At 44.6% G+C, this 23,117-nt stretch carries 23 protein-coding genes and 1 pseudogene; 10 read left to right on the plus strand and 14 right to left on the minus strand.

What is annotated here, in order from left to right:
* Window positions 1-307 precede the first annotated feature (307 nt).
* From H6F63_RS27280 to H6F63_RS27295, 4 genes are read right to left on the minus strand one after another with little or no spacing between them, the layout of a single operon-like run.
* The gene (locus tag H6F63_RS27280; protein WP_190640432.1) at window positions 308-1,339 is read right to left on the minus strand and encodes an ATP-binding SpoIIE family protein phosphatase; all 1,032 of its coding nucleotides are present in this window, start codon (window positions 1,337-1,339) and stop codon (window positions 308-310) included.
* 4 nt (window positions 1,340-1,343) lie between these two features.
* Window positions 1,344-1,724: an anti-sigma regulatory factor gene (locus H6F63_RS27285; protein ID WP_242020172.1), complete on the minus strand. Its 381-nt coding sequence runs from the start codon at window positions 1,722-1,724 to the stop codon at window positions 1,344-1,346.
* A 4-nt stretch (window positions 1,725-1,728) separates the two neighbouring features.
* Entirely contained in the window at window positions 1,729-2,145 is a 417-nt protein-coding gene (locus tag H6F63_RS27290; RefSeq protein WP_190428087.1) for an STAS domain-containing protein, read from the minus strand.
* A gap of 16 nt (window positions 2,146-2,161) precedes the next feature.
* Window positions 2,162-3,028, minus strand: a complete 867-nt coding sequence (locus tag H6F63_RS27295; protein ID WP_190640433.1) for an STAS domain-containing protein — start codon at window positions 3,026-3,028, stop codon at window positions 2,162-2,164.
* Between the two features lie 175 nt (window positions 3,029-3,203).
* Between H6F63_RS27295 and H6F63_RS27300 the strand changes: the two genes are divergently transcribed.
* The 3 genes from H6F63_RS27300 to ppsA all read left to right on the plus strand — a co-directional run bounded on the left by H6F63_RS27300 (window position 3,204) and on the right by ppsA (window position 7,283).
* On the plus strand, window positions 3,204-3,350 hold the full coding sequence (locus H6F63_RS27300) for a hypothetical protein (RefSeq protein ID WP_190640434.1): 147 nt from the start codon (window positions 3,204-3,206) through the stop codon (window positions 3,348-3,350).
* Between the two features lie 295 nt (window positions 3,351-3,645).
* A complete protein-coding gene (gene gap / locus H6F63_RS27305; protein WP_190640452.1) occupies window positions 3,646-4,644 on the plus strand; it encodes a type I glyceraldehyde-3-phosphate dehydrogenase in 999 nt (332 codons plus the stop codon).
* A 161-nt stretch (window positions 4,645-4,805) separates the two neighbouring features.
* Complete coding sequence (gene ppsA, locus H6F63_RS27310; protein WP_190640435.1) at window positions 4,806-7,283, plus strand: phosphoenolpyruvate synthase; 2,478 nt, start codon at window positions 4,806-4,808, stop codon at window positions 7,281-7,283.
* A gap of 69 nt (window positions 7,284-7,352) precedes the next feature.
* Here the strand turns inward: ppsA and H6F63_RS30260 are convergent.
* Window positions 7,353-7,517, minus strand: a pseudogene (locus H6F63_RS30260) (hypothetical protein); the annotation flags it as partial.
* Between the two features lie 152 nt (window positions 7,518-7,669).
* Here H6F63_RS30260 and H6F63_RS27320 point away from each other — a divergent pair.
* Together H6F63_RS27320 and H6F63_RS27325 are read left to right on the plus strand one after the other, a co-directional pair.
* A complete protein-coding gene (locus H6F63_RS27320) occupies window positions 7,670-8,785 on the plus strand; it encodes an ATP-binding protein (RefSeq protein ID WP_190640436.1) in 1,116 nt (371 codons plus the stop codon).
* A gap of 97 nt (window positions 8,786-8,882) precedes the next feature.
* On the plus strand, window positions 8,883-9,755 hold the full coding sequence (locus tag H6F63_RS27325; RefSeq protein ID WP_190640437.1) for a ChaN family lipoprotein: 873 nt from the start codon (window positions 8,883-8,885) through the stop codon (window positions 9,753-9,755).
* Between the two features lie 68 nt (window positions 9,756-9,823).
* On the opposite strand, the gene H6F63_RS27330 is transcribed toward H6F63_RS27325, so the two are convergent.
* Complete coding sequence (locus H6F63_RS27330; RefSeq protein ID WP_190640438.1) at window positions 9,824-10,627, minus strand: inositol monophosphatase family protein; 804 nt, start codon at window positions 10,625-10,627, stop codon at window positions 9,824-9,826.
* Window positions 10,628-10,714: 87 nt separating this feature from the next.
* The gene (locus tag H6F63_RS27335) at window positions 10,715-12,160 is read right to left on the minus strand and encodes a BCD family MFS transporter (RefSeq protein ID WP_190640439.1); all 1,446 of its coding nucleotides are present in this window, start codon (window positions 12,158-12,160) and stop codon (window positions 10,715-10,717) included.
* A 178-nt stretch (window positions 12,161-12,338) separates the two neighbouring features.
* Here H6F63_RS27335 and H6F63_RS27340 point away from each other — a divergent pair, with 178 nt between their 5' ends.
* The 4 genes from H6F63_RS27340 (at window position 12,339) to H6F63_RS27355 (ending at window position 15,487) form a co-directional block, all read left to right on the plus strand.
* Window positions 12,339-13,289, plus strand: coding sequence for an aldo/keto reductase (locus H6F63_RS27340; RefSeq protein ID WP_190640440.1), 951 nt, complete (start codon window positions 12,339-12,341; stop codon window positions 13,287-13,289).
* Window positions 13,290-13,382: 93 nt separating this feature from the next.
* Complete coding sequence (locus H6F63_RS27345) at window positions 13,383-13,886, plus strand: isoprenylcysteine carboxylmethyltransferase family protein (RefSeq protein WP_190640441.1); 504 nt, start codon at window positions 13,383-13,385, stop codon at window positions 13,884-13,886.
* 146 nt (window positions 13,887-14,032) lie between these two features.
* Window positions 14,033-14,275 (plus strand): hypothetical protein, encoded by a 243-nt coding sequence (locus H6F63_RS27350; RefSeq protein ID WP_190442663.1) that lies wholly within the window; start codon window positions 14,033-14,035, stop codon window positions 14,273-14,275.
* Between the two features lie 153 nt (window positions 14,276-14,428).
* Window positions 14,429-15,487 carry a fatty acid desaturase gene (locus tag H6F63_RS27355; RefSeq protein ID WP_190640442.1) on the plus strand — a complete coding sequence of 353 codons (1,059 nt, stop codon included), beginning with the start codon at window positions 14,429-14,431 and terminating at the stop codon, window positions 15,485-15,487.
* A gap of 52 nt (window positions 15,488-15,539) precedes the next feature.
* Here the strand turns inward: H6F63_RS27355 and H6F63_RS27360 are convergent, their stop codons facing one another.
* Genes H6F63_RS27360 through H6F63_RS27375 form a run of 5 tightly spaced genes read right to left on the minus strand, consistent with a single transcriptional unit; the run spans window position 15,540 to window position 19,776 of the window.
* On the minus strand, window positions 15,540-16,748 hold the full coding sequence (locus tag H6F63_RS27360) for a glycosyltransferase family 4 protein (RefSeq protein WP_190640443.1): 1,209 nt from the start codon (window positions 16,746-16,748) through the stop codon (window positions 15,540-15,542).
* A gap of 30 nt (window positions 16,749-16,778) precedes the next feature.
* Window positions 16,779-17,666 carry a Rho termination factor N-terminal domain-containing protein gene (locus tag H6F63_RS27365; protein ID WP_190640444.1) on the minus strand — a complete coding sequence of 296 codons (888 nt, stop codon included), beginning with the start codon at window positions 17,664-17,666 and terminating at the stop codon, window positions 16,779-16,781.
* Window positions 17,663-19,123, minus strand: a complete 1,461-nt coding sequence (locus H6F63_RS27370; protein ID WP_190640445.1) for an AAA family ATPase — start codon at window positions 19,121-19,123, stop codon at window positions 17,663-17,665. The genes H6F63_RS27365 and H6F63_RS27370 overlap by 4 nt, the downstream gene beginning before the upstream one ends.
* 48 nt (window positions 19,124-19,171) lie before the next feature.
* Complete coding sequence (locus tag H6F63_RS30740) at window positions 19,172-19,294, minus strand: hypothetical protein (RefSeq protein WP_277876503.1); 123 nt, start codon at window positions 19,292-19,294, stop codon at window positions 19,172-19,174.
* 47 nt (window positions 19,295-19,341) lie between these two features.
* Window positions 19,342-19,776 (minus strand): HHL1-like protein, encoded by a 435-nt coding sequence (locus H6F63_RS27375; RefSeq protein WP_190640446.1) that lies wholly within the window; start codon window positions 19,774-19,776, stop codon window positions 19,342-19,344.
* 419 nt (window positions 19,777-20,195) lie between these two features.
* On the opposite strand from H6F63_RS27375, the gene H6F63_RS27380 reads away from it, so the two are divergent.
* Window positions 20,196-21,137, plus strand: coding sequence for a ParA family protein (locus H6F63_RS27380; RefSeq protein WP_190442655.1), 942 nt, complete (start codon window positions 20,196-20,198; stop codon window positions 21,135-21,137).
* A 482-nt stretch (window positions 21,138-21,619) separates the two neighbouring features.
* Here the strand turns inward: H6F63_RS27380 and H6F63_RS27385 are convergent, their stop codons facing one another.
* Both H6F63_RS27385 and H6F63_RS27390 read right to left on the minus strand, forming a co-directional pair.
* Window positions 21,620-21,979, minus strand: a complete 360-nt coding sequence (locus H6F63_RS27385) for a cupin domain-containing protein (RefSeq protein WP_190640447.1) — start codon at window positions 21,977-21,979, stop codon at window positions 21,620-21,622.
* A gap of 40 nt (window positions 21,980-22,019) precedes the next feature.
* Window positions 22,020-22,322 carry a hypothetical protein gene (locus tag H6F63_RS27390; RefSeq protein ID WP_190640448.1) on the minus strand — a complete coding sequence of 101 codons (303 nt, stop codon included), beginning with the start codon at window positions 22,320-22,322 and terminating at the stop codon, window positions 22,020-22,022.
* Window positions 22,323-23,117 lie beyond the last annotated feature (795 nt).

Below are 23,117 nucleotides of genomic sequence, written 5' to 3' on the forward strand. Positions count from 1 at the left end.
CCTTCTGTCTCTCTTCTTTCTCTGTTTCCTCGTCTTTCTTCCTTCTTTCCCTTCCTCCCTTGCTCTAAGCGCTAACGCGCAGGCTCCGCCAACGCCTCTTTACGGTTGAGCAATTCTTACAACCCGTGTAAAGATTGCTATATAGCCATCCGATCCAGAGTTGTGACCCAGCCCTTCAGATCCGCCACTTCTTAGAGAAGTGGCGGATCTCGCCTTCACGAATCATTTAGGACTGCTATAGTTCTTCCGTAGGACAAGCATCTTGCCTGCAATTAAATAAACAGGCATCTTGCCTACCCTAGAGTTATTAATAATTTTCCCGTGCGACCAGTACCGTGACATCATCGCGGTGTCGGGTAAAATCCCGGTATAGAACTCCAGCAAGCAGGCTGGAATGTTTTGCGACTAAACCAGGATAACGATCTAAACGCCACTGCGTACCTAAACCGTCGGAGTGCATTATCAAAATCCCCCCTTTAGGCCACTGATAAACAAACTCCTGAATTTTGCGAACCTCATGCCCGACAGTGCCGTTATGGGAAACCATACTGTAAGAACGGGCTAGTCCTATCTCTTGGTTGGGAGAAAGAACTGAGGCAGAAATGTTGCCCACTCCAGCAAAATGAACTGCTTGTTTTTCAAAGTTTACTTCAGCGATCGCCATTGCTGCTCCCCGTGTACTTCGCAAAGCTGCATGAGCTGCTTCAATAATTTCTTTAGGACTTTGACAGACATTCTCTCGAAATATCCTCACCGCTTCTAACGACGCTTCGGCGGCTAGAGGCCCGTGACCTAAACCATCTGCAACTAATAACAGAGTGCGATCGCCACAGCGATCTATTGCCCAAGCATCACCGGAAACCTCCTCACCTATTTTGGGCAAGCACACTACACCTATATCTATATCTATATTGCTGCGTAGCGGCAATTCTTGGTTAGGACTAGCCCAGAGTTGGCTTAATAAGGCTGTCCCTACACTGGGAACAGAATGAATATCAAAAACAGTGGAGAGGCGAGCGATCGCGCCTAAGCCATTTCCCGGAGTTCCCGCCGTAGAATAGCCATCGCGCAAACACTCGCTGATATTGCTCATTCCTGGCCCTTTGTCCAGCGCTAGGATTTCGATCCCCACGATGTCGTTTTTTTCCACAGCTTGGAGCAGCAACTGACCGTCGGTAGCGTGACGAACCAGGTTATTTGCCATTTCGGTGACAACAATGCCTACCTTCCCTCGTTCTGTTTCGTTGAAACCGAGACTACTGGCGAGGGATAAAGCCATCCGTCGGGCTTCACCAGCCTGACTAGGCTCTAAGATGGGCAAGCCGACTGGATCTCTCATATAGTTACTTCCACTTGGTTATTGTGACGCAGGTGCCTTCGCCGACATTGGAAACAATATTAAATTCATTCACCAGCCGCTTTGTACCGCTTAAGCCCATACCGAGTCCACCTCCGGTGGTGAAGCCGTCTTTTAGCGCTAGATCGATGTTTGGAATACCTGGCCCCGAATCTTCAAAAGTCAAACGCAGACCACGACGAATTCCTTCATCTAATGCTTCTAGTTTGACTGTTCCACCACCGCCATAGTCCAAGGTGTTGCGTGCTAATTCGCTCGCCGCCGTGACAATTTTAGTCTGGTCTATCAGGCTAAAACCCAGCTCTACGGCAAACTGACGCACGGCTTGCCGTACTAGCACAACATCTGCCGAAGTGTTGATGCTCATGGTTTCATGCTTGTGCATCACCATCCAGAAACCCCCTTGGAGTGGAGACGCGATAGCCGCTGTCTCTACGTAGCGATCGCTGCAAAAGAGTCATTCCCTTCTCAACATTTAAGGCTGTGCGAACACCTGTTAAGGAAAGTCCTAACTCTACTAAAGTGATGGCGACTGCTGGCTGCATTCCTACGACAACCGTTTGTGCATCTAGCACCTGCGACATCTTGGCAATGTTTCCCAGTATCCGCCCAATAAAGGAATCAACTATTTCCAATGCTGAGATATCGATCAGGACACCACGAGCATTTGTCTGGGTAATCCGGTTTGTCAGATCGTCCTGCAAGGTCATCGCTAGGCGATCGTGCATATCCACCTGAATAGTGACTAGGAGGAATTCGCCCATCTGAAGAATGGGGATGCGTTCCATTACAACTCCTTGCTTATTAAGTGGGTGTCTGGGAGCGAACGAACGCCACCCCCGTTCGCTTTAAGGCTAGAGCAAAGGCATCGGCTAAGGTAGCTTTGGTAATTACATCAGCCAGATCCACGCCCAGGTAGACGATGGTTTGAGCGATTTGGGGACGAATACCGCTGATGATGCAATCAGCACCCATCAGTCGAGCAGCTGTTACTGTTTTTAGTAGGTGCTGCGCTGTCAGGGTATCTACGGTTGGCACTCCGGTAATGTCGATGATGGCAACTTCTGCACCCGTTTCGACAATTTTGTTTAGTAGAGATTCCATGACAATCTGAGTGCGGGCGCTGTCGAGGGTGCCAATAATGGGCAATGCTAAAATCCCTTCCCACAGTTTTACGACTGGCGTTGAGAGTTCCATCAATTCCTCTTGCTGGCGGAGGATTACCTCTTGGCGGGCTTTTTGATAGCTTTCCGTCGTCCAGAGTCCTAGCTTATCTAGGAGGTTAGTGGCACACCAAATCTCATCTATAAGTGTCTCGACATCCTGTGCTAGTTCCTGGCGCAAGCGGCTGAATAAAGGCTGCTTAAAGGAAAGAACAAAGATGGCGGTTTCTGATGGGGTGAAGCCTTTATTCGATCGCGATCGCGAAATCGAAGCCAGCAAATCCCGCACGCCACGCCACTGAGACGTTTGGATATCGGTTAAATTACCTCCCTGTACTGCATTTGTAAACAGGTCAAGAAATTCTTTGCACTCTTCGCGTAGTTCTGTCTCCCTGAGCAAGTCTTTACGGATACCAGCAGCTACTTGCTCGTTTAGCCACTCTGTCAACAGTTGGGCTTCGTAATTTTTGACAATTGCCGGAATTTTGCTTTTACCGTTCAAGTTCATTTCAACGCCTCCCGCCGCTGACTGGGTTAAAAAAAGTGCAGTATTTAGGCTTTTAGGATAACTAGCATTAACTGGAGCTGTTTACTAGGAGGCGCTTGGCGTGAGTTGTTGCAAGCTGCATACACTTGACACCAGTAGCTAACTGTTCAGTCTGCGGTAGTTTCTAAAAGGCTATTTGGCCAACATTTTATTATACGGCTTAGGTTGGACAAATGGACTAGGTATCACCATTATCTTTGCATTCACGCGATCGCGCTTCTTTGCTCGTCGTGGTGTAGATGGTGAGACGGGAAGCTTGAGTTTCCGAAACTTTGCCAGATGAAATATCAGGAGTTGCAAAGAGCGATCGCTAGACCAGAAGTTGTTCATATCATCCCAACATTTTGAATCGTTCTTTAGCCACCTATTCCAATAAACTGACATATTGCGTCCCCATTCTGATAGATATTTTGTTTGTTATTCCGGAAATTAAGATTAATTATTTATTAATTTCTCCATAGTTAACTACAACTTAAACATTCCCTAAAAGTGGCAAATATTACAGCAGCAAATGGGATGAAGGAGTTAACTAATTTGTAAGTAATTGATTCTAAAAAATTGTTGTCAAGGGCGAGATACTGATGAAACGTGTAGCCATCAACGGTTTTGGCAGAATTGGACGAGCCTTCTTTCGCATTGCCGCTTCTAAAGGCGATCTGGAAGTTGTAGCCATCAATGACGTTGCCTTAAAATCAGACCAAGCAGCATATTTACTGCAATACGACTCCGTATATCGACGCTTCGAGAGCGAGGTGGGATATGACGATAAAAGTCTGATAATTGGCGACAAGCGAATTAACCTATTAGCTGAACGAGATCCCGCCGCCCTTCCCTGGAAAGAATCGGAAATTGATGTCGTTATCGAGTCTACTGGCATCTTCCGCACGGCAGAAAAAGCCGGAATGCACTTAGAAGCGGGAGCAAAAAAGGTAATTATCAGCGCCCCTGCTAAAGGTGCAGTTCCTACGTTCGTGTTTGGAGTTAATCACGAAAAATATGATGCCGAGCGAGATAATGTCATTTCAGCTGCCTCTTGTACCACCAATTGCTTATCCCCCATCGCCAAAATTTTAAATGATGAATTTGGCATTGAGAAGGCGCTGATGACTACGGTACACGCTTATACTGCCGACCAGCGTTTAGTAGACACTGGACATCCTGAAGAGTGGGCGCGGGGACGCGGTGCGGCGCAGAATATCGTCCCCACGACTACTGGCGCAGCAGTTGCAGTGGCGTTGGTGTTGCCGGAATTGAAAGGAAAACTTGATGGTATGGCTTTGCGCGTCCCAACCGCAACTGGTTCAGTCACAGACTTGAGTGCAGTATTGGAAAAATCGGTGACGGTGGAGGAAGTTAACGACGCTTTACGCAAGTATGCCAGGGGTTCGATGCAGTCAATTCTCAAGGTAAGTGAGGTGCCTTTGGTGTCTTCCGACTGCGTGGGCGATCCTAGTTCGGCTATTGTGAATCTACCTTCGACTAGCGTCCTTGCCGATAACTTCGTTAAGGTACTGGCATATTACGACAACGAGTGGGGATACACTAACCGCTTGGTAGATTTGACTAGCTACGTGTAGGTAAGAGGCTGGAGCCTTTTCCCTCGTTCCTTGGCCCAGTTAGGGAACGAGGGAAAATTCGATGATCCCAAAGAAATTGTAAAAAAAATTACGAAGTGATGCAATATACCTCTTTAGGGGGTAGCGATAGCTAAAATAAACCTACAAGAGGAGAAAAAGCTATGGTTACAGCGGCTACAGAAAGGACTTCTCGGTTTTCTAAAGAGCGATCGCTGGTTCTGTGGTTTGATGAAGTTGGGATTGTCGATGTCCCAATAGTCGGGGGAAAAAATGCTTCCTTGGGGGAAATGATTCGACAACTGACCAAGCAGGGGGTCAGGGTTCCCGGTGGGTTTGCAACTACTGCCTATGCTTACCGGCATTTTATTCAAGCTGCGGGGTTAGAAAAGCAGTTGCGCGAACTGTTTGCTGACTTGGATGTAGAAGACGTGCAGAACTTGCAGGAACGGGGAAAAAAAGCCCGGTCGTTGATTCTAAAAACGCCGTTTCCAAGGGAATTGCAAGAAGCGATCGCAACCTATTATCACCAGATGTGCGAAATATATGGTTATGATACCGATGTAGCCGTGCGTTCATCCGCCACCGCTGAAGATTTGCCCGATGCCAGTTTTGCCGGACAGCAAGAAACCTACCTGAATATTAACGGCATCAAAGACGTTTTAGAAGCCTGCCATAAATGCTTTGCTTCCATATTTACCGACCGAGCAATTTCCTATCGCCACGCCAAAAATTTCGACCATTTTAATGTGGCCCTCTCCGTTGGCGTTCAAAAAATGGTGCGTTCAGATTTAGCTTGCTCTGGTGTCATGTTCTCCATAGACACTGAAACCGGATTTAAAAATGCTGCCTTAATCACCGCCGCTTACGGATTGGGAGAAAACATCGTTCAAGGGGCAGTCAACCCTGACGAATATTTAGTTTTCAAACCTACATTAAAAGAAGGATTCCGCCCAATTATCGACAAACGAGTCGGTAGCAAAGAGTTCAAATTAGTCTGCGATGTTGGTGGATGTAGAATCACCAAGAATGAACGTGTAACCTTAAGCGAACAGCAGAAATTTGCCATCAACGACGACGAAATTTTGCAACTAGCTAAGTGGGCTTGTTTAATCGAAGATCACTACAGTGAAGTTCACGGTAAGTATACGCCGATGGACATTGAATGGGCAAAAGATGGTATTACAGATGAACTTTTCATCGTCCAAGCCCGCCCGGAAACAGTACAATCCCAAAAAGGTAAAAATGTCCTACGTAGCTATCACTTGAAATTGGGGACAGGGGATAGAGGACTTGCGACTGGGGACAAATCTTCCCAATTACCAATTCCTTTAGTTAGAGGCCGTGCTGTTGGGGAAATGATTGGACAGGGAAAAGCTAGAGTAATTCTCGATGTCCAGAAAATTGAACTGTTCCAACCAGGAGAAGTTTTAGTAACAGATAAAACTGACCCCGACTGGGAACCGATAATGAAAAAAGCCAGCGCCATCATTACTAATAAAGGCGGGCGCACCTGCCATGCCGCAATTATTGCACGGGAGATGGGAATTCCGGCAATTGTCGGATGTGGGAATGGCACAGATATTTTAAGAACAGGTCAAGAGGTGACAGTTTCTTGTGCCGAAGGAGAAGAAGGAAGAGTTTATTCAGGATTATTGCCCTACGAAGTCCGAGAAGTAGCGCTAGAAAATTTGCCCCGCACTCGCACCAAAATAATGATGAATGTGGGAAATCCGGAAGAAGCATTTAGTTTCTCAAGTATTCCTAATGATGGTGTTGGGTTAGCCAGATTAGAATTCATCATCGCCAATCACATCAAAGCGCATCCTTTAGCTTTGATTAATTACGAGCAATTAGAGGATGAAGAAGCTAAGGCGAAAATTGCGGAAATGACTGTAACTTATGAAGACAAACCGCAATACTTCGTCGATAAATTAGCCCAAGGTGTAGCCAGACTTGCTGCCGCTTTTTATCCAAATCCGGTAATTGTGCGGATGAGCGATTTCAAGAGTAATGAATACGCCAATCTTTTAGGCGGTAAGCAATTTGAACCCGAAGAAGAAAACCCGATGATTGGTTGGCGGGGAGCATCTCGTTACTATGATGAGAAATATCGCGAGGGCTTTGCGTTAGAGTGTCAGGCGTTAAAGCGGGTAAGGGATGAAATGGGCTTGACAAATGTTATCCCGATGATTCCTTTCTGTCGCACTCCTGATGAGGGACGCAAAGTATTAGCTGAAATAGCGAAACATGGTTTAGAACGAGAAAAAAATGGCTTGCAAGTTTACGTGATGTGCGAGTTGCCCAGTAACGTAATCATGGCGGAAGAATTTGCTGAAGTTTTTGATGGTTTCTCCATCGGTTCTAACGATTTGACACAGTTAACGTTAGGTTTAGATCGAGATTCAGCTTTAGTAGCACATATCTTTGATGAACGCAACGAAGCTGTGAAGCGGATGGTGAAGATGGCAATTGAAACCGCCAAGAAAACTAATCGCAAAATTGGAATTTGCGGTCAAGCGCCCAGCGATTATCCGGAATTTGCTAAGTTTTTGGTAGAGTTGGGGATTGATTCGATGAGTTTGAATCCCGATTCTGTATTGAAAACTCTCTTAATGGTTGCGGAAGTCGAAGGCGTTTAAATTTGGTAGGGTGGAGATTGCGCCCACCCTACATTTATTAATATGTTGAGGTTAATTAAATCGGTTATTTAGCGGTTCGGCTTCTTTCTCAACAGCAACGGATTCGCCTGTGAGAACTGATTCATCAATTTGCAAATTCCGTGCTTGAATTCGCAAGTCTGCGTCACCTGGTACTAAATCTTGTGAGGGAATTCGCAATTTTTGCCCGTCGCGGATGACGGTGGCTTAGGAAGTGCGGTCAAGGAAACTAGCATTGAAATTTCCGATAGAGTTGAAAGGAAAGTACAATGCTTCTCTGGCCTGGGAACGAGAGAAACGAGAGAAGGAGAAAATGGGAATGAGGGTCATAGAACTATAAAGTAGAGTGAGTGTCAAAGTGAAGGAAGATGGTCGCGAATCCGTTTGTGCCGCAAGATTTAGTAGGTAGACAACAAGAACTGCAACAAGTCAGCCAAATTCTCTCAATAGATGGCGATTTACTGATTACAGGGGTTCCTGGTAGTGGAAGGCGATCGCTTATTCGTTGGGCAGCACAGAAAGTGAAAGCTAGAGTGCTAGAAATTGACTGTCTGCGAACCACTGATGGCAAGAGATTTCTACAATTGTTCGCTGAAAGCTTGATGGCGACCTTCACCGCACCGGAAGAACTGGCGTTAATTGGGCAGTGGATTGCGGAACATCCCCTGAGTTTGGAGGAATTGCCGAATGGGCAAACTCGTTTAGTTTGGAATCTATCAAGTGAGGGAGAATGGTCGCTATTTCAAATTTTGCTGAACTTACCGCAAGCGATCGCTGATAAACTCAATAGCCGCGTAGTGATGGTTTTTCGGAATTTTCCCCACATCCGCTCTTGGGATAGAGATGGCAAATGGGAAGCTTATCTGCGTGAAGAAATCGCCATACATACTCATGTCAGCTACGCGCTAATTGCTACAGTCGGAGAACCTTGGGTACAAGATAGTAACTTGCAGGTTGTCTGTTTAGCACCCCTGTCTAATCAAGAACTCAGCGCATGGATTGAGACAGCAATGAGCTTGCAAGGATTGAAATTTGATGCAGATGGTTTAGCGCTATTTTTAAGCTACGTTCAAGGACATTTAGGGGATGCGATCGCGCTAGCTAGACGAATTTGGCTGGATTGCCGAGTTTTATACGGAAGCCAGAAAGAAGGACTAATCCAACCCCACCACGTCCATCGCAGTGCTTTAGCATTAGTTGAAGATATATCTATTACCTTCGAGTCACTGATTTTACTGCTACCTTCCAGCCAAGTTCGGGTACTAGAAAGTTTAGCTCTTGACCCCACAGATAGCCCGCACAGCCGCGAATACATCCAAAAACACCAACTTTCTAGAGGTGGCTCTCTCCAAGGTGCTTTGGCAAGTTTAGAACAGAAAGGTTTGGTATACGGCGCTAAGTACGGCTACCAGATAGCTTTACCTTTGCTGGGTTTCTGGCTAAAGCATCGGATTGGGGACTGGGGGCTGGGGGTTGGGGACTAGGTAAGATTCTTCCCAATCCCTAATCCCTAATCCCTGATTGCCAATCCCCAATCCCCAATCCAAAACTATATGCGCGATCGCAAGCCACAATATTTCTATGCAAAAACACTCAATTACTATCTCGGCTTGGTCGCTTTTAATTATGTTACTCTGCACCTTGCCCGCTCATGCCCAAAAAATCTCCCGTCCCCAGCAGCAGCAATACTCTGTCGAAGAAGTTTTGCAACAACTCGCCAAAACCAAAGTCATCTACTTAGGCGAAACCCACGATAATTCTGAAGATCACAAAGCCCAGTTGGAGATTATTCAGCGACTGTATCGGCAAAATTCTAAAATAGCGATCGCAATGGAAATGTTCCAGCGTCCTTATCAAAGTGTACTCAATCAATATCTAGCTGGAAAAATAACCCAAACCCAGTTATTAGAACAAAGCGAATATGAAAAACGCTGGGGTTTCCCGTGGGAATCTTACGCCCCGATTCTGAGTTTTGCTAAGGAAAATAATTTACCTGTTTTAGCCTTAAATACTCCCAGCGAAGTAACGCGCAAAGTCGCACGCCAAGGATTAGAAAGTCTGACACCAGATGATAAAAAGTACATTCCGCCATTTAATGAAATTCGCACGGATAATTCCCAATATCGCCAAATGGTGCAAGAGTCTTTTCAACAGTATCAAGTCGCCGGACACGGAAATAGTGCAAGCTTTGAGCGTTTCTTCACAGCGCAGGTGCTTTGGGATGAAACAATGGCAGAGGGAATTGCCCAATTTGTGAAAGCAAACCCAGATTATCAAGTCATTGTGTTGGCTGGACAAGCTCATATTATTTATGGCTATGGTATTCCCAGCCGCGTTGCGCGACGCTTGGGAAATAATATAGTCCAATCCTCAATCTTACTCAATCCATCGGAAGTCATGCAAGCTTCAAGTGACAAAGCGATCGCTGACTACTTTTGGGTAACTTCTGAGTGAGAACTGAGTTAAGAATAAAAGTTCGCAAAGATAAACGCAAAGGTAGCGTAACAGCGCTACCTCTGCGTTTACTTCTTATTACCCAAAAATTGCACTAAGGGTTGAAAAACTGGCACCAATTCGGGACGAGCAACAGTTAAAGTGGGGAAAGAGCGATCGCCATAATCCTCTCCTTCTTGCAAGGGAAATACCGCTTCATCCTTCAGGGACACCCAAACCCCGCCAGCAGCGTGTAAAATTACCCACACTGCTGCAATATCCCAAATTTTAGGCGTAGACTCGACACCGCCAAGGGTAGTACCAGAAGCAACAGCAACAAAGTTGTAGGTAGTGACACCTAGCATCCGAATTTTACAGGGGAAAGGTTTCTGCAAAACAGAGGTACTTCTGGCACACAAGCAGAAAAAGTGATTGTGGCTGGGAGAGTCAGGGCTGGTGTGAATCGGTTGATTATTTAAAAAGGCACCATTTTTCTCTCCCTCGTACCAAAAGGCGTGAAAGGTTTGGTTGATGGGGGGAAAATGTACGTACCCGAAAACGGGTGTACCTTGATACAACAAACCCATTGAAATCCCCCAAATAGGAATTCCCCGTGTAAAGTTTGTTGTACCATCGATGGGGTCAATCACCCAACACCATTCGGCACCATAAAAAGTGTGTTCAGCTTCTTCGCTTAAGACATCGTGGCTGGGAAAAGCGTCAGCGATCGCTTCTCGAATTTCCCGATCCGCCCACTTATCCGCTTGCGTCACCAGACTCCCATCAGCTTTTTGGGAAGCTTGCACTTGCCCAAAATCTTGCATTAGCTGCTTGCCAATTCTAGCGGTAGTCTCATTCGCAAAGTTTAAAACTTGCTCAAAAAAATCGTTCATAGTTTATAGTTCATCGCTAATTGCTAATTGCTAATGGTTCATGGCATCCTCACAATTAGCAATTAGCAATTAGCCATTAGCAATTTATCAGTCTAATTCACCTTCGAGGACAGTTGCGATCGCAACTTTTGCATTGTCGCGAAATTCTGTCACATCCACCTGAGAAAGGAACCAAACCGCTACTACCATTCCCACTGCTTGCAGTGCAAACACCAATCCATAGGCTAACACCAAGTTAGTAGTAAATAAACTTTTACCCACATCCAGTACAGCACCACCTGTAACAGTTGCGATTGCCCTTGCCATTGCCTGTGATAATCCCCAAGCACCGATAAATGTACCAGCCGTTTCCGCCGCAGTCAAATCCAACATTAAACTAACTGCGCCTGTTGTAGTGACGCCGGAAGCCAAACCAAATAATAATAGCGCTCCCTGCAACAACTTCTGATTGTGGGTGAATCCGGACAGGATAATTAATCCAAAAGTAGCCGCTACCAAAAGACAGCCTAATTTAGTTGTTTTTTGCTTTCCTAAACGAGGCACAATCAAAAATCCAGTGATACTAATCCCAAGTAGCGTTCCGGTTCCCCAGTAAGCATTTAACTTAGTAGTTTCCGAAACTTGCATTCCGAAAACTTCGCCTCCGTAGGGTTCCATCACTGCTTCTTGCATAAATAAGCTAATTGTCATCACGAGCAAAAAGGTGAAAAATATCCCCGTTTGCCGATTAGCAGTTAATACTCGCAGCGCTTTCCCTAGAGTAATTTTGTCTTCCCGGTCTACTAAAGTAGAACGAGAAGTATAGCGGGAATATTTTTTTTCAACGCCCACTGTCGCCAGTAACGCCAGCCCAAACACGCCGACGGGGACAATCATAAATAGCTGATTTACTGATGCCTGCAATTCCGAAAGTGGTGCATCTGCGGCAACTTTTTTGAGCAAAGTACCACCGATAATTGCCCCAAGAACAATTCCCACCATCAGCATAGACCAAACAATTCCGACGAGTTTGGAACGGTTATCTTCATCGGAAACATCCACCAACAGCGCTGCAAAGGGAGTGGAACTCATACTCAGGGCCAAACCATAAAGCGCGAAAATCAGTGCAAGTACCGCAGTCCAACCGTAAGTTTGAGTTGTCCATACCCAACCCCCAGCAGCTTGCACCACATTACCCAGCTGCCACATTACTTGTACAGCCAGGAAGGATGCGATCGCAAACAGCGCCGCCCCTACCCACACATAGCCCGTGCGATGGAAACCAAATAACGGCTTAGAATCCGACATCTGCCCAAACCACACCCGTGCTGGGGCGATAAACTGGTGCATCGCAATAGTACCAGCCGCAATTGTCGCCGGAATCGCCAGTTCCCCAATCATCACTCGGTTCAGGATTCCCAGCGCCAGCACCGCCATCATCCCCAATCCCATCTGAAACAAGCCGAGTCGAAACATGGTGAACAAATTCACTTTCTTGATTGATTCAAGCGGTTTCGACTCATCTGGCTGTAAATTTATATCACCTGTTGCCATATTTTTTAAAAGGAAATCAATACACGCATTACTGTTTTTACGCTTCGGTGCAATTTTTTCTTAGCGCCCTTTTTAAGGATAAAGTTGCACATCACGCTGTTTTAATTTCACCATAGCCCCCAGCAACTATCTGCAACGATAAACTGAAAAATATAAACTTTTGTAAAAAGTATTACCAATGCAAACCATCACGTTAGCGCAAAATGGCCCCACCTTCACTGCTGTAGGTATCGGCGCTTGGGCTTGGGGCGACAAGCTATTTTGGAACTATGGCAGCGACTACGGGGAAACCCAGTTACGGGAAGCTTTTGAAGCGACTCTGGATTCCGGCGTAAACTTCTTTGACACGGCTGAAGTGTACGGCCCAGGAAAATCAGAGGAGTTCTTGGGAAAGTTCATGCAAGAAACTGGGCGCACAGCCCAGATTGCCACAAAATACGGCCCTTACCCTTGGCGAGTTACCGGACAATCCGTGTCAGATGCCTTAACCGAGAGTTTAAAACGTCTGCGGGTCGAACAAGTAGCCCTTTATCAGGTGCATTGGCCTTTCGCCTTCCTGATGAGCCAAGAAACGCTGATGAATGCCCTAGCGGAAGAGGTGAAGCGGGGCAGAATTGCTACAGTCGGTGTCAGCAATTACTCAGCCGAACAGATGAAAGAAGCTTATCAGCTTTTAGCGGCTAGAGGCGTACCTTTGGCTGTAAATCAGGTGCGCTACTCCCTGCTGACTCGGCAAGTCGAGGCTAACGGCATTCTCGACATGGCGCGTCAGCTAGGCGTGACTATTTTGGCTTATAGTCCTTTGGCTCAGGGGTTACTCACTGGCAAATATAGAATCGAGGATGGCAAGGAGCCGACTGGCGCACGTAAATTTGATTCTCGCTTCAATCGCAGCGGTTTGGAGAAAATCGAGCCTGTGATATGTGCGTTGCGTAAACTTGGAGAAAAGTATCAAAAAACACCCGCTCAAGTTGCCCTGAATTGGTTGATTGCCCAGGATGGGGTGATTGCCATTCCGGGGGCGAAGTCAGCCGAACAGGCGCGGCAGAATGCCGGGGCGCTGGGTTGGCAGTTGAGCGCCCAGGAAGTTGCCCATCTGGAACTTTTGAGCCGCCCTTGGCGAAATTAATTGAGGCTCTAGCCTCTACGCTGGTTCCCAAGCTCAGCATGGGAACCAGCGAATTTAATCCAAAATCCAAAATTGACAGAGCGATCGCATCCTATGAAAATCTTCTCAGATTGGGGCTTCTCCCGCAAAGGCTGGCGCAATAATCAAAGAGGCGAATACTGGGTAGTAGCTCAGGCAATTCTCATCGTCGGTTTTGTCGTTTTGCCAGTCTACCGTCCGGTTAATTTACCTCTTGACAAATTTATCAACTTAAGCGTCGCCGCTCTATTAGGACTGGCGGCATTACTGCTACTTGCCAAAGCATTGCTGGATTTGGGACAGCAGCTGACTCCCTTACCTTATCCCAAAGACAACGGGCAGCTAGTTCAAACTGGTATCTACAGCATCGTGCGCCATCCCGTCTACAGTGGCTTAATTCTGGCTGCCTTAAGTTGGGCAATCTTCTTCGTCAGCTTGTCCCACCTGGTAGCCGCAGCTATCCTATTCGTCTTTTTGGATGCCAAAGCCAGCCACGAGGAAGGATGGTTAACGCAGAAGTACCCAGATTACGCAAATTATCGGCAAGAAGTTAAAAAGCTGATTCCCTGGCTCTACTGAGCGAACCAAACCAGTATAGGGTATCACACTTTGTCTACCACTCTGATTTTTTTTGCCCAGGTGTAAAATTGCCACATGAAGTTTTACTAAGTTGACAGTTCAGGATAAAATTGCACAATGGTGTGAGTAAGCAGAAATATCTATTGATGTCCACTCTTTCATCAACACTGACCCGTCCTCAAAATGTTGGCAACTCCCATCTGGGGAGTAATGTATCGCCTTTGTTAACCAAAGCTGTGTATCAAACCGACCAGCAAGTAAAGTTCTTGCATTTGCAAGTGGAAGTTGAAATTCTTTTGCAGCAACTGCAATCACTTAAAAAGCAGCGTCTAACATTAGATTGTCAAGATGCGGCTTTCTCCGATGCCATCGGTAACAAAAAGCTATAGTAGTAAGGTTTTGTCCTTCTTCAGTGCGGTTTGTAGCCCGGTCAGCAATCGATAGCTGACAAAAACCATTGCCTGCCACTAATCCGCACCGGGCAGTATTTTTTTGTGCATTGATGGCTGAATTCACTTAACTGATACTTAGAAAATTTTTTAATGACTCTATCGACAATCAAAGTAACCGACACCAACCTGGTATCTGCAACAACGGCTGAAACTCTCCGCCTGAGAGACATTTTGAAAAGTCTGCCGCGTGAGGTTTTTGCTAAAAATCGTCAGAAAGCCTGGACGAGCGTGGTAATCAACGTTTTAATGGTGGGATTGGGATATTGGGGGTTAGCGATCGCGCCCTGGTATCTGACACCTTTACTGTGGATATTTACAGGCACAGCGTTGACAGGTTTTTTTGTAATTGGCCATGACTGCGGACACCGCTCATTTGCCAACCGCCGCTGGGTAAACGATTTGGTGGGGCATATATTTATGTTGCCCTTAATTTATCCCTTCCACAGTTGGCGAATTCTGCACAATTACCATCACGCCCACACTAACAAGCTTGAGGAAGACAACGCTTGGCAACCCTTCCAGCCAGAGTTCTATGACAGTATGCCAAAGGCGGGACAGTGGGGCTATCGCTTAATGCGGGGCCGGTTTTGGTGGTTAGCTTCGATAATCCACTGGTCGATGATGCACTTTGATTGGACGCGATTCCAAGGCAAAGAGCGGCAGAAGGTAAAATTGTCCGCACTGGTGGTTTTGGGATTTGCCAGCGTCGCGTTCCCCTTGTTAATTGCGACAACTGGTGTCTGGGGATTTGTTAAATTTTGGCTCTTACCGTGGTTGGTTTACCACTTCTGGATGAGTACCTTTACTCTGGTTCACCACACAGCACCAGAAATTCCCTTTACTCCCGCTACCGAGTGGAATGAGGCGCAAGCGCAGCTATTTGGGACGGTTCACTGCGATTATCCGCGTTGGGTAGAATTCCTTTGCCACGATATCAACGTTCACATTCCTCATCACATTTCCACTGCAATTCCCTCCTATAATTTGCGACTAGCGCATAGCGCTATCAAAGAAAAGTGGGGAGACTCAATTCGCGAGACTAGCTTCTCTTGGTCTTTGATGAAGCAAATTACCGACGAGTGCCACCTCTACGATTCAGAAGACTACTACAAGTCTTTCAATGAATATCACGCAGGTAGCAAAAATTAAACTTTAAACGCTCTCGGTACGCAAAGTAATATTTCTGCGTACCGAGAGTGTTTTAAGAAATCAAGACTTGTTCATAACGCGATCCAGCGCTTTCCCAGGTATACTCTGTTTCTACTAGCGATCGCCCATTTTTCGACAACTCTTCTCGCAACTGGGCATCTTCAAAAAGTCGCGCGATCGCATCCACATATTCTCGTACCCCGTTAGCGCGTAACGCCCGTAAAGGTACGCCTTCACCCTCAACGGCTAATCCTTCCAAACCGCGATCGCTTCCCACCACAGGCACCCCAGCAGCCATCGCCTCTAGAGTTTTATTTTTGATCCCAAACCCCGTGCGTAGCGGAACAACACAAACACTTGCTGAGTGTAACTGTTCTGCCATTGAGGACACTTTACCTGTAACTATTACCCCCAAGCGATCCGAGAGTGCCTTGACTTCAGGCGTTGGTCTGGCTCCTACAATACTAAATGTGGCATCAGGATAACGCTTTTGTAGTTCTGGCAAGACTTCTAAGGTAAAAAACCGCGCCGCGTCAATATTGTGGGAAGCATCCATCGCCCCCACAAAGACTAGCTGGTGTCCACCGGGATCTTTAGGACGATAGGGAAACAACTCTAGATCAACGCCATTAGGAATTACCCTAATTTCAGCAGCAGGATTAAACTGGAGCATTTGCTGCCGATCGTCTTCTGTAGTGACTACAATGTTTGAGAATTTAGTGCAGTAGCGTTTCTCATAACTGTACAAGATTGAGAGATACAAGCGATCGCGCAAAGCATTAGGAGAAGCCCCCATTTCCAGATGGTTTTTACTCCAGCCATAAACAGAACTATGGATATCTACCACCGTCCGCACTGAATTGCGAAATTCCGGGCGAACGTAGATTTCATTTACACTATGTTCGCAGGTAATCGCGTCACACTTCCCAGCTTTGACATACGCATCCACCCAAGCTTGCATTTCTGGTGAGTAGCGATGCAAAACGTTTGGCGGCGTTCCCTTAACCAGTGACTCTGTAAAGCGTCCCACTTTCCCCAATAATCCACCTTTGGGTTCCGCAGGAATCGGAAAAATCACCAAGTCGCTTACCCACTGACGAAGTTCTTCTACTTCTGCATCTGATACTCCGCTGTGGCGTTGCGTTACCAGTGTGATGTTATGACGCTGGTGCAGGTATTTTAACAAGTTAAAGGTTCTAATCTCGGTTCCCCCCCGGCTAGGCGGATAGGGAAACGTTGAAGAAAGCATTAAAATATTCATAAAAATTCGTTTAGTCTTACAGATTTGTCGCTAAGTATGACTTGCATCAACTTTTTCAAGAACTGCAATGAGTTGAGTTTTATTCATACCTGAAGATCCCTTTATATTCCGTTCTTTTGCCCTCGCTTTTAGCTGCGGAACTGTCATTTTAGTGTAGTCCGGTTCTTTAAGCGAAGGCGTATCATCTTCCTTAATTATTACTTTTACTGGCTTATTCAGGATTAGTTCAATTTTTTGAACAAATTCATTAATATGTTCACTGATATTCTTGCTAATCTGTTGAATCTTTCTATCTATTAAACTCTCAATTTCAGGCAATAAATTTTCAATTTGTATTACCTCCTTTGATGATTCAACCGTATTTGAAGGCTGTATGTCAGCAACTGGTGACTCATTATTAATTTCTCGACTTCTCAGGACTTCAACCTGCTCCCTGAGAAGTTCCTCATTTTGTTCACTGATCCTGCTGCTAATCAGTTGAAGTTTTCTATCTATCAAACTCTCCATTTCGGGCAATAAACTTTCAATTTGTATTACTTCCTTTGATGATTCAACCGTATTTAAAGGCTGTGTATCAGCAACTGATGACTCATTATTACTTTCTCGGTTTCTCAGGACTTTAACCTGATCCATAAGAACTTTCTCATTTTCTGATTCAATAATGAAAGCTCCAATCATTTCCCCTTTACGAGCATCTATCTCACGAGCCTTAACAGCGGCGTAGTATTCAAAGTGTCCATTAACTACCTCATACTCATAGGATTCCCCACGGGTTCTGCGAATAACTGGGGGATTAATAATACCTTCAGCTTTTAAAATTAACTCAGCAGTCCGATTTAACTCATCCTCTAAAAATTCTGAACGGGGAACATTAGAGTTAATTTTTTTTACTGCTACGAGCGAAGTAGATAATTTCATGCACTTAGTCCTATTTCTTGCAAAACTTCTTTTGCTAGTAACTCAAATTCCTTAGCTGAGAGGGAATCTGGCTTAAAATCAAGCACCGATATTGGATCTGGTATTTCTATATTACCTACAATCTGCATTCTTTCGGTACATTTTGCCAGTTCCTCTCTTTCATAAATAACGCTTTCCATTACTTTCAAATCGTAGCGTTTAGGAATCACTTCTAAGCGCTTTGGTAAGGTATATTGCCCAAACCTGGAATTAGTAGATATTTTACAAGGAAGAACACCTAATATTTCAATGGGTGGCTTGTTGAGAAATTTCCGATACCCATTAATTGTTTTAACAAAATCTTTAACGTTTACTAACCCTTGATTAGCAAAGGGTTTTAGATCCGAAGGAATAATTAGATAGTCAGCTGTAATTAAGGCAATTCTGGCATAAAGGTTTAAAGATGGTGGCGTATCAATAATTACAACATCATATTGACCTTCTACTGCTTTTAGTTTTTGCAAAAGCATTATTTTACTAGAATCTTGTTGATTTAGCTCAGTTTCGTATTGCATTAAACTGATGTGGGAAGGCAACACATCAATTTCTGGGTTAGTATACTGAGATTTCTTAGCAACTTCGTTTATAGGATAAAACTCTTCTGACTGCAATAGATGACGAACATTGCAATCTTTTACCTCATCTAGTTCTTCATCATCAAATTTTGCTAAACCTGCTGCAAAGGTAGTATTAGCTTGGCTATCTAAGTCAACAATAAGGACTTTTTTGCCTTTCTTCCTGATAGCGGCGGCTAGGTTGACTACGGTTGTTGTCTTGCCTACGCCGCCTTTGTTGTGGTAAATTGCAATTGTTTTCACAGTATGTTGCCTTTTCTCTTTAATAAGTTCAGTAGATTGGGGTTGAAAATTAATTGAATCCGCTTGTACGTTTGTTACTTCAATCGAAGGGTTTGCTGGTGAATTTTTAGAGGTGGGGATTTGGTTCTCATTGGGATTAATCTGGATATTTTCGATTTCAGTAGGTTTTTCTTTTAAGTTATCTCTACCAATGAGAGTTTTTATTTCGTCTATTCTAGAGCTAATTTCTCTGCCCAAACAGTGAAATACTAACTGAATATCATCCTGAACTTTCTGGTAAATTCTAAGTTCCTTACCATTTGTTAGCAATCCATATTCTACATTTAAACTCGTTAAGTAGCGCTTGAGCCTACCAGTATGTCTATTTAAGTTTTGATTAGGATGCTTTGCCTCCATCACGACACTTAACGGCGAGTTGTCATCCAATACAAATGGAACAACTTGCGCTGCAAATGCCAAAAAGTCTAATCGAATGCTGCCAACGGCAATCTCTTGATGCCAAGTTTCTGGAGTGTATCCTAGCTGTGGCAGCAGATATTGAACTATGAGTTTACTTTCTACTTCGCTCTCGTTGCGGCAAAGCTCAGGATTAAAGTTCAATTCTGTACTTCCTTAATAACACTGCACCGATTGGAACCTTAAACCTACTCAATAGAATGAAGTTTTCCGCGCCAGGGCGATCGCTAACCTGAGATGATGTTTTTTGATACTTTTATGAGTGTAGCCTCGCACGTCTGACAGCAGCAATAGTAAATTTGAGCGATCGCGCATTTTTCCTCGCCACGCGATCGCTTAAACTATCCTTTAATTAAAAAAAATTAACCGCGCTTGAACAAACCAGAGAAGCTGTTCTTCACCTTATCGAAAGTCGATTGGAAGAAGTTAGGTAAAACTGGCTCTTGAGGAACCGCAACCTCAATCGGCTCATCTGCAAATTCAGAACCTTTGAGACGATAGCCATATTCCAACTGGCTTTTATTCTTTCGTAGCACTGGATACAGGCGTAAGGAGGCTTCGCGCAAGTTCTCCTCTTCTTGAAAGATGGCTTGATTAATCTGGCTGGTGCGATTTACTGCTAGAGAACCCGCTGGATACCAGTTCTTTTTACCCTGAGTGCGAATGTATATATTAAATTCTGGTACGCCTTCCGACTTCAATTTGTCGTAGTGCTTGGAAGCTTGAGTGCGTTTAGAGGCGGATTTGGTTGGTTTTTTGTTTGTCTTGGCTTTGCCGAATCCACTATTAGTTGTCATAAATCTTGTTTTCAGGTATTTACAAAATTTTACATAATTTTAAGCATTTGCGATCGCGCAAGGCGGATGCGGTTCTGGCGCACAATCAGCTAGAGTTATTGAATTAACGAGAGCGATCGCGCTTCTGGGGAATATTTCACAGCATCTATAAATATTCAGCCATGAGAAACGAACTTGAGACAGAAAGTTAGGTTTATCGCTCTCATAAGCCCAAAGCGGTTAATATATTGCAGCGCTCGCCTTCTCCTTAGTTGACAAGGGAGACACTGCGATCGCAAAGTCGGCGCAACTCTTCAAGGCGCACTATTGCCTTCCGACAAAGAATCCAAGATTATTATTAAGGCTGTAACAGTTGACCAGCGATCGAGTGCCGGGGATTCGCTGTAAGAGCGAGCATCACCCACCAGAGGAGCGAACACATGGGATATGTCATTGCAACGGTAAACATGAAAGGCGGTGTCGGTAAGACGACTCTCAGCGTCAACTTGGCGACTTGTTTAGCCAAAACTTATGGGAAGCGGGTTTTAGTTGTCGATCTAGACACCCAAATCAGCGCTACGCTCAGCCTAATGTCGCCACAAGACTTTGGCAAGAGCCGGAAAGAAAAGCGCACATTAAGGCAACTGGTTTACAAAGCAATTAGACCAGAAATTCCCAGCAAGTTGTCAATTCAAGATATCATTCAACCTTACGTTTGCACAGTCAAAGGACTCGATTTATTACCGGGAGACATTGACCTCTACGATGAATTTTTAGTTTCCGAAATGCTCCATGAAAAAGCGATGAATGGGGACAACAATAACTTCATCGAAGTCTGGAATAACTTTGAAAGGGAATTAATCAGAGGAATTTTAGAGCCGGTTATTAAAGACTATGATTTCATTATTTTGGACTGCGCTCCCGGCTATAACCTCTTGACTCGTAGCGGTATCGTTGCCAGTAATTTTTACTTGCTACCCGCTAGACCAGAACCCCTATCAGTAGTAGGAATTCAGCTACTGGAAAGACGGATAAACAAATTAAAAGAAAGTCATGGCACTGAGAGCCTGCTGAATCTGCGAATGATGGGAATTGTCTTCATTATGTCAGGGAATATACTCAGCGGCAGATATTACCAGCAAGTTATGCAACGAGTCAGCGAGGATTTTACTCCCACCCAAATTTTTAAAACTAGAATCCCAATGGATGTTAATGTTTCCAAAGCTGTTGACAGTTTTACTCCAGTAGTTATCTCAAATCCAAGTTCGTCTGGCTCCAAAGCCTTTATCAAGTTAACGCAGGAATTTTTACAGAAGCTACAGGTTTCTAGTGGTACCTATAAAACCCCAGAAAGCAAAATAAATTTATCCGACTTGGATTAATTTAGTAATTCAGCAAGGGAGAAAAATAATATGAAGCTTACTTGCTGAGAAACCTTTCCCTTCAATATTTGTAGTTATAGGTTGGGTCTTTGGAACCTCAACCCAACCTAATAGCTTAATGTTACTTAGTAAAAGTAACAGCAGTTGTTGCAAAACCTGTAAAATTTGGTTTCGTTCTCTTGTGCTTTCCAGAGAGCCTGCTAAAGTAAGAATTGAAGCTGAAAAGCTTCTCTGACAGATACCACAGCGCAGTTCATATTCGACTTGAGAGGTAAAAAACGCTGTTTAATCTAACATCTGTCTCGTCAAAAAACAACAGCAGCACCCCACCTAAAGACTGATATTTCCTCAGTTACTGACTAGGGAGCTATGCAACTAAACTTTATTAAGTTAGTGCAACTCCAGGTCTAAAAGCCCATGAGAGGAGATTGCTCAGTGAGTTTCGTTGGGGTGCTGTTGTTGCATTTAAAGCCTTTTGCCTTTTAATAAACTGTCTCGTCTTCTTTGCGCCACGCTGGATCGACAATACAGATAAACACCAGTGGCTCTTTTCCGCAACTATGGATAAATTGCTTTGCATTGGGTGGAATATACACCGCATCCCCAGGTTCGACTAACTGGGTTTCATCATCAATGTGCATTTCACCTGCGCCGCTAATGATGTAGTAAACCTCAGAAGTTTTTAAAGAGTGCGCTACAGATGTTTGTCCCACTGGGAGAACGGCGTGAGCTAAACTATAGCGCAACTCTATCGGCTGTTTATCTGGGTGCAGTAATTCTCTTAACTGAGTGCGATCGCCCGCAATAAATTCCTCACAAGCACTAAGCTTTTGAATCAGCATTCTCGAAGAATAGTTGTTCGTACAAGACTATCTTGCCATCCTACAGCGAATCTGGAGAATGTAGAGAATAACCCGGAACTGGACAATAGTCCGAGCAGTTTATCGCTTCTTCGGTTAAGGCATCGCTGGGCTTTACCGTACACTTGAGGCGATAATCACCCGTAAAGTATTGACAATTAGCGCAAGGTATGCTATGTAAGCGCTTAGTTTTGGAAACACCCTGTGCGATCGCGCTAGAGATGTTCCAGACAACCAAAATTGTCATCATCCAGGCGCAAAAAAAGCACACTGGCACTAAAATTGGGCTGATTGCATGAACTAGAAAATATAGAAGTTGAAACACAGGCTATCTCTGGAAGACCAGGCAAATATTGTTATACCAATAAAATTATTTCACTTGCTCAGGTGTATTCCTCAAACTTAAGGCGTATTTGTGTATTTTTGTAAAGATTATCTTTGGCTTGCACCGCAGGAGTATTTTTAAAGATTATTCATTAGCGGGACTTAAACAAATTTCAAGCCCAATTCAAGCTAAAACTAGCGATATCCGCGACAAGTAGACCCCGGTTCTGGTTCAGCCACTAGAAAAACCGATAAGAGATAGTTGTTCTAAACCCTCCAAAACCTCAACAAAGGTGTTTAAAGGTTTATTAGCCCAACGTCTTTATAGTCCTCCTGTTAAACGGTGCCATAACATGAAAGTTTAGGCACGCTATCCGAGAATAAAATGCCTCATTAGACTTCTATAATCTCTAATTTGCTATTGTTTAACTTTTAACCATCCCTTCTCTTTCCGATAGAAAACTTCAACTCAATTTCTTTGAAACCGGGTTGATACTCTCTTTCCTTACTTCAGTCAATTAACTCTACAGCTAATTCCGGCTTCTTCTTAAATTCTGTATCTCATCGAAGCGTTTACATCATTTATTGAAGTAAGGGGGTATGGCTGCGGGAGTTATCTGTTTCATTCCTCAGACTTTGGCGTGAAAAGCTTGCTGTCCCAGTATGATACTCTCATTGGCTCTTATCCCTCTTCTGTCACTCTCCGAAGAGAGAAAATAGGAAACAAGCAAAATTATCCAGAAGCGTAAAAGGGTTTAAATTGATTCATTGCATTAATTAAATGATTGAAACCCAA

The sequence above is a fragment of the Trichocoleus sp. FACHB-40 genome, assembly GCF_014695915.1.
GTDB lineage: Bacteria > Cyanobacteriota > Cyanobacteriia > Cyanobacteriales > FACHB-T130 > Funiculus > Funiculus sociatus.

What these genes read in the sequence shown, in the direction of transcription:
- H6F63_RS27280 (WP_190640432.1), bottom strand. Translation starts at nt 1,339, where the DNA reads ATGAGAGATCCAGTCGGCTTGCCCATCTTAGAGCCTAGTCAGGCTGGT.
- H6F63_RS27285 (WP_242020172.1), bottom strand. Translation starts at nt 1,724, where the DNA reads ATGAGCATCAACACTTCGGCAGATGTTGTGCTAGTACGGCAAGCCGTG.
- H6F63_RS27290 (WP_190428087.1), bottom strand. Translation starts at nt 2,145, where the DNA reads ATGGAACGCATCCCCATTCTTCAGATGGGCGAATTCCTCCTAGTCACT.
- H6F63_RS27295 (WP_190640433.1), bottom strand. Translation starts at nt 3,028, where the DNA reads ATGAACTTGAACGGTAAAAGCAAAATTCCGGCAATTGTCAAAAATTAC.
- ppsA (WP_190640435.1), top strand. Translation starts at nt 4,806, where the DNA reads ATGGTTACAGCGGCTACAGAAAGGACTTCTCGGTTTTCTAAAGAGCGA.
- H6F63_RS27320 (WP_190640436.1), top strand. Translation starts at nt 7,670, where the DNA reads ATGGTCGCGAATCCGTTTGTGCCGCAAGATTTAGTAGGTAGACAACAA.
- H6F63_RS27325 (WP_190640437.1), top strand. Translation starts at nt 8,883, where the DNA reads ATGCAAAAACACTCAATTACTATCTCGGCTTGGTCGCTTTTAATTATG.
- H6F63_RS27330 (WP_190640438.1), bottom strand. Translation starts at nt 10,627, where the DNA reads ATGAACGATTTTTTTGAGCAAGTTTTAAACTTTGCGAATGAGACTACC.
- H6F63_RS27335 (WP_190640439.1), bottom strand. Translation starts at nt 12,160, where the DNA reads ATGGCAACAGGTGATATAAATTTACAGCCAGATGAGTCGAAACCGCTT.
- H6F63_RS27340 (WP_190640440.1), top strand. Translation starts at nt 12,339, where the DNA reads ATGCAAACCATCACGTTAGCGCAAAATGGCCCCACCTTCACTGCTGTA.
- H6F63_RS27345 (WP_190640441.1), top strand. Translation starts at nt 13,383, where the DNA reads ATGAAAATCTTCTCAGATTGGGGCTTCTCCCGCAAAGGCTGGCGCAAT.
- H6F63_RS27350 (WP_190442663.1), top strand. Translation starts at nt 14,033, where the DNA reads ATGTCCACTCTTTCATCAACACTGACCCGTCCTCAAAATGTTGGCAAC.
- H6F63_RS27355 (WP_190640442.1), top strand. Translation starts at nt 14,429, where the DNA reads ATGACTCTATCGACAATCAAAGTAACCGACACCAACCTGGTATCTGCA.
- H6F63_RS27360 (WP_190640443.1), bottom strand. Translation starts at nt 16,748, where the DNA reads ATGAATATTTTAATGCTTTCTTCAACGTTTCCCTATCCGCCTAGCCGG.
- H6F63_RS27365 (WP_190640444.1), bottom strand. Translation starts at nt 17,666, where the DNA reads ATGAAATTATCTACTTCGCTCGTAGCAGTAAAAAAAATTAACTCTAAT.
- H6F63_RS30740 (WP_277876503.1), bottom strand. Translation starts at nt 19,294, where the DNA reads ATGCGCGATCGCTCAAATTTACTATTGCTGCTGTCAGACGTGCGAGGC.
- H6F63_RS27375 (WP_190640446.1), bottom strand. Translation starts at nt 19,776, where the DNA reads ATGACAACTAATAGTGGATTCGGCAAAGCCAAGACAAACAAAAAACCA.
- H6F63_RS27380 (WP_190442655.1), top strand. Translation starts at nt 20,196, where the DNA reads ATGGGATATGTCATTGCAACGGTAAACATGAAAGGCGGTGTCGGTAAG.
- H6F63_RS27385 (WP_190640447.1), bottom strand. Translation starts at nt 21,979, where the DNA reads ATGCTGATTCAAAAGCTTAGTGCTTGTGAGGAATTTATTGCGGGCGAT.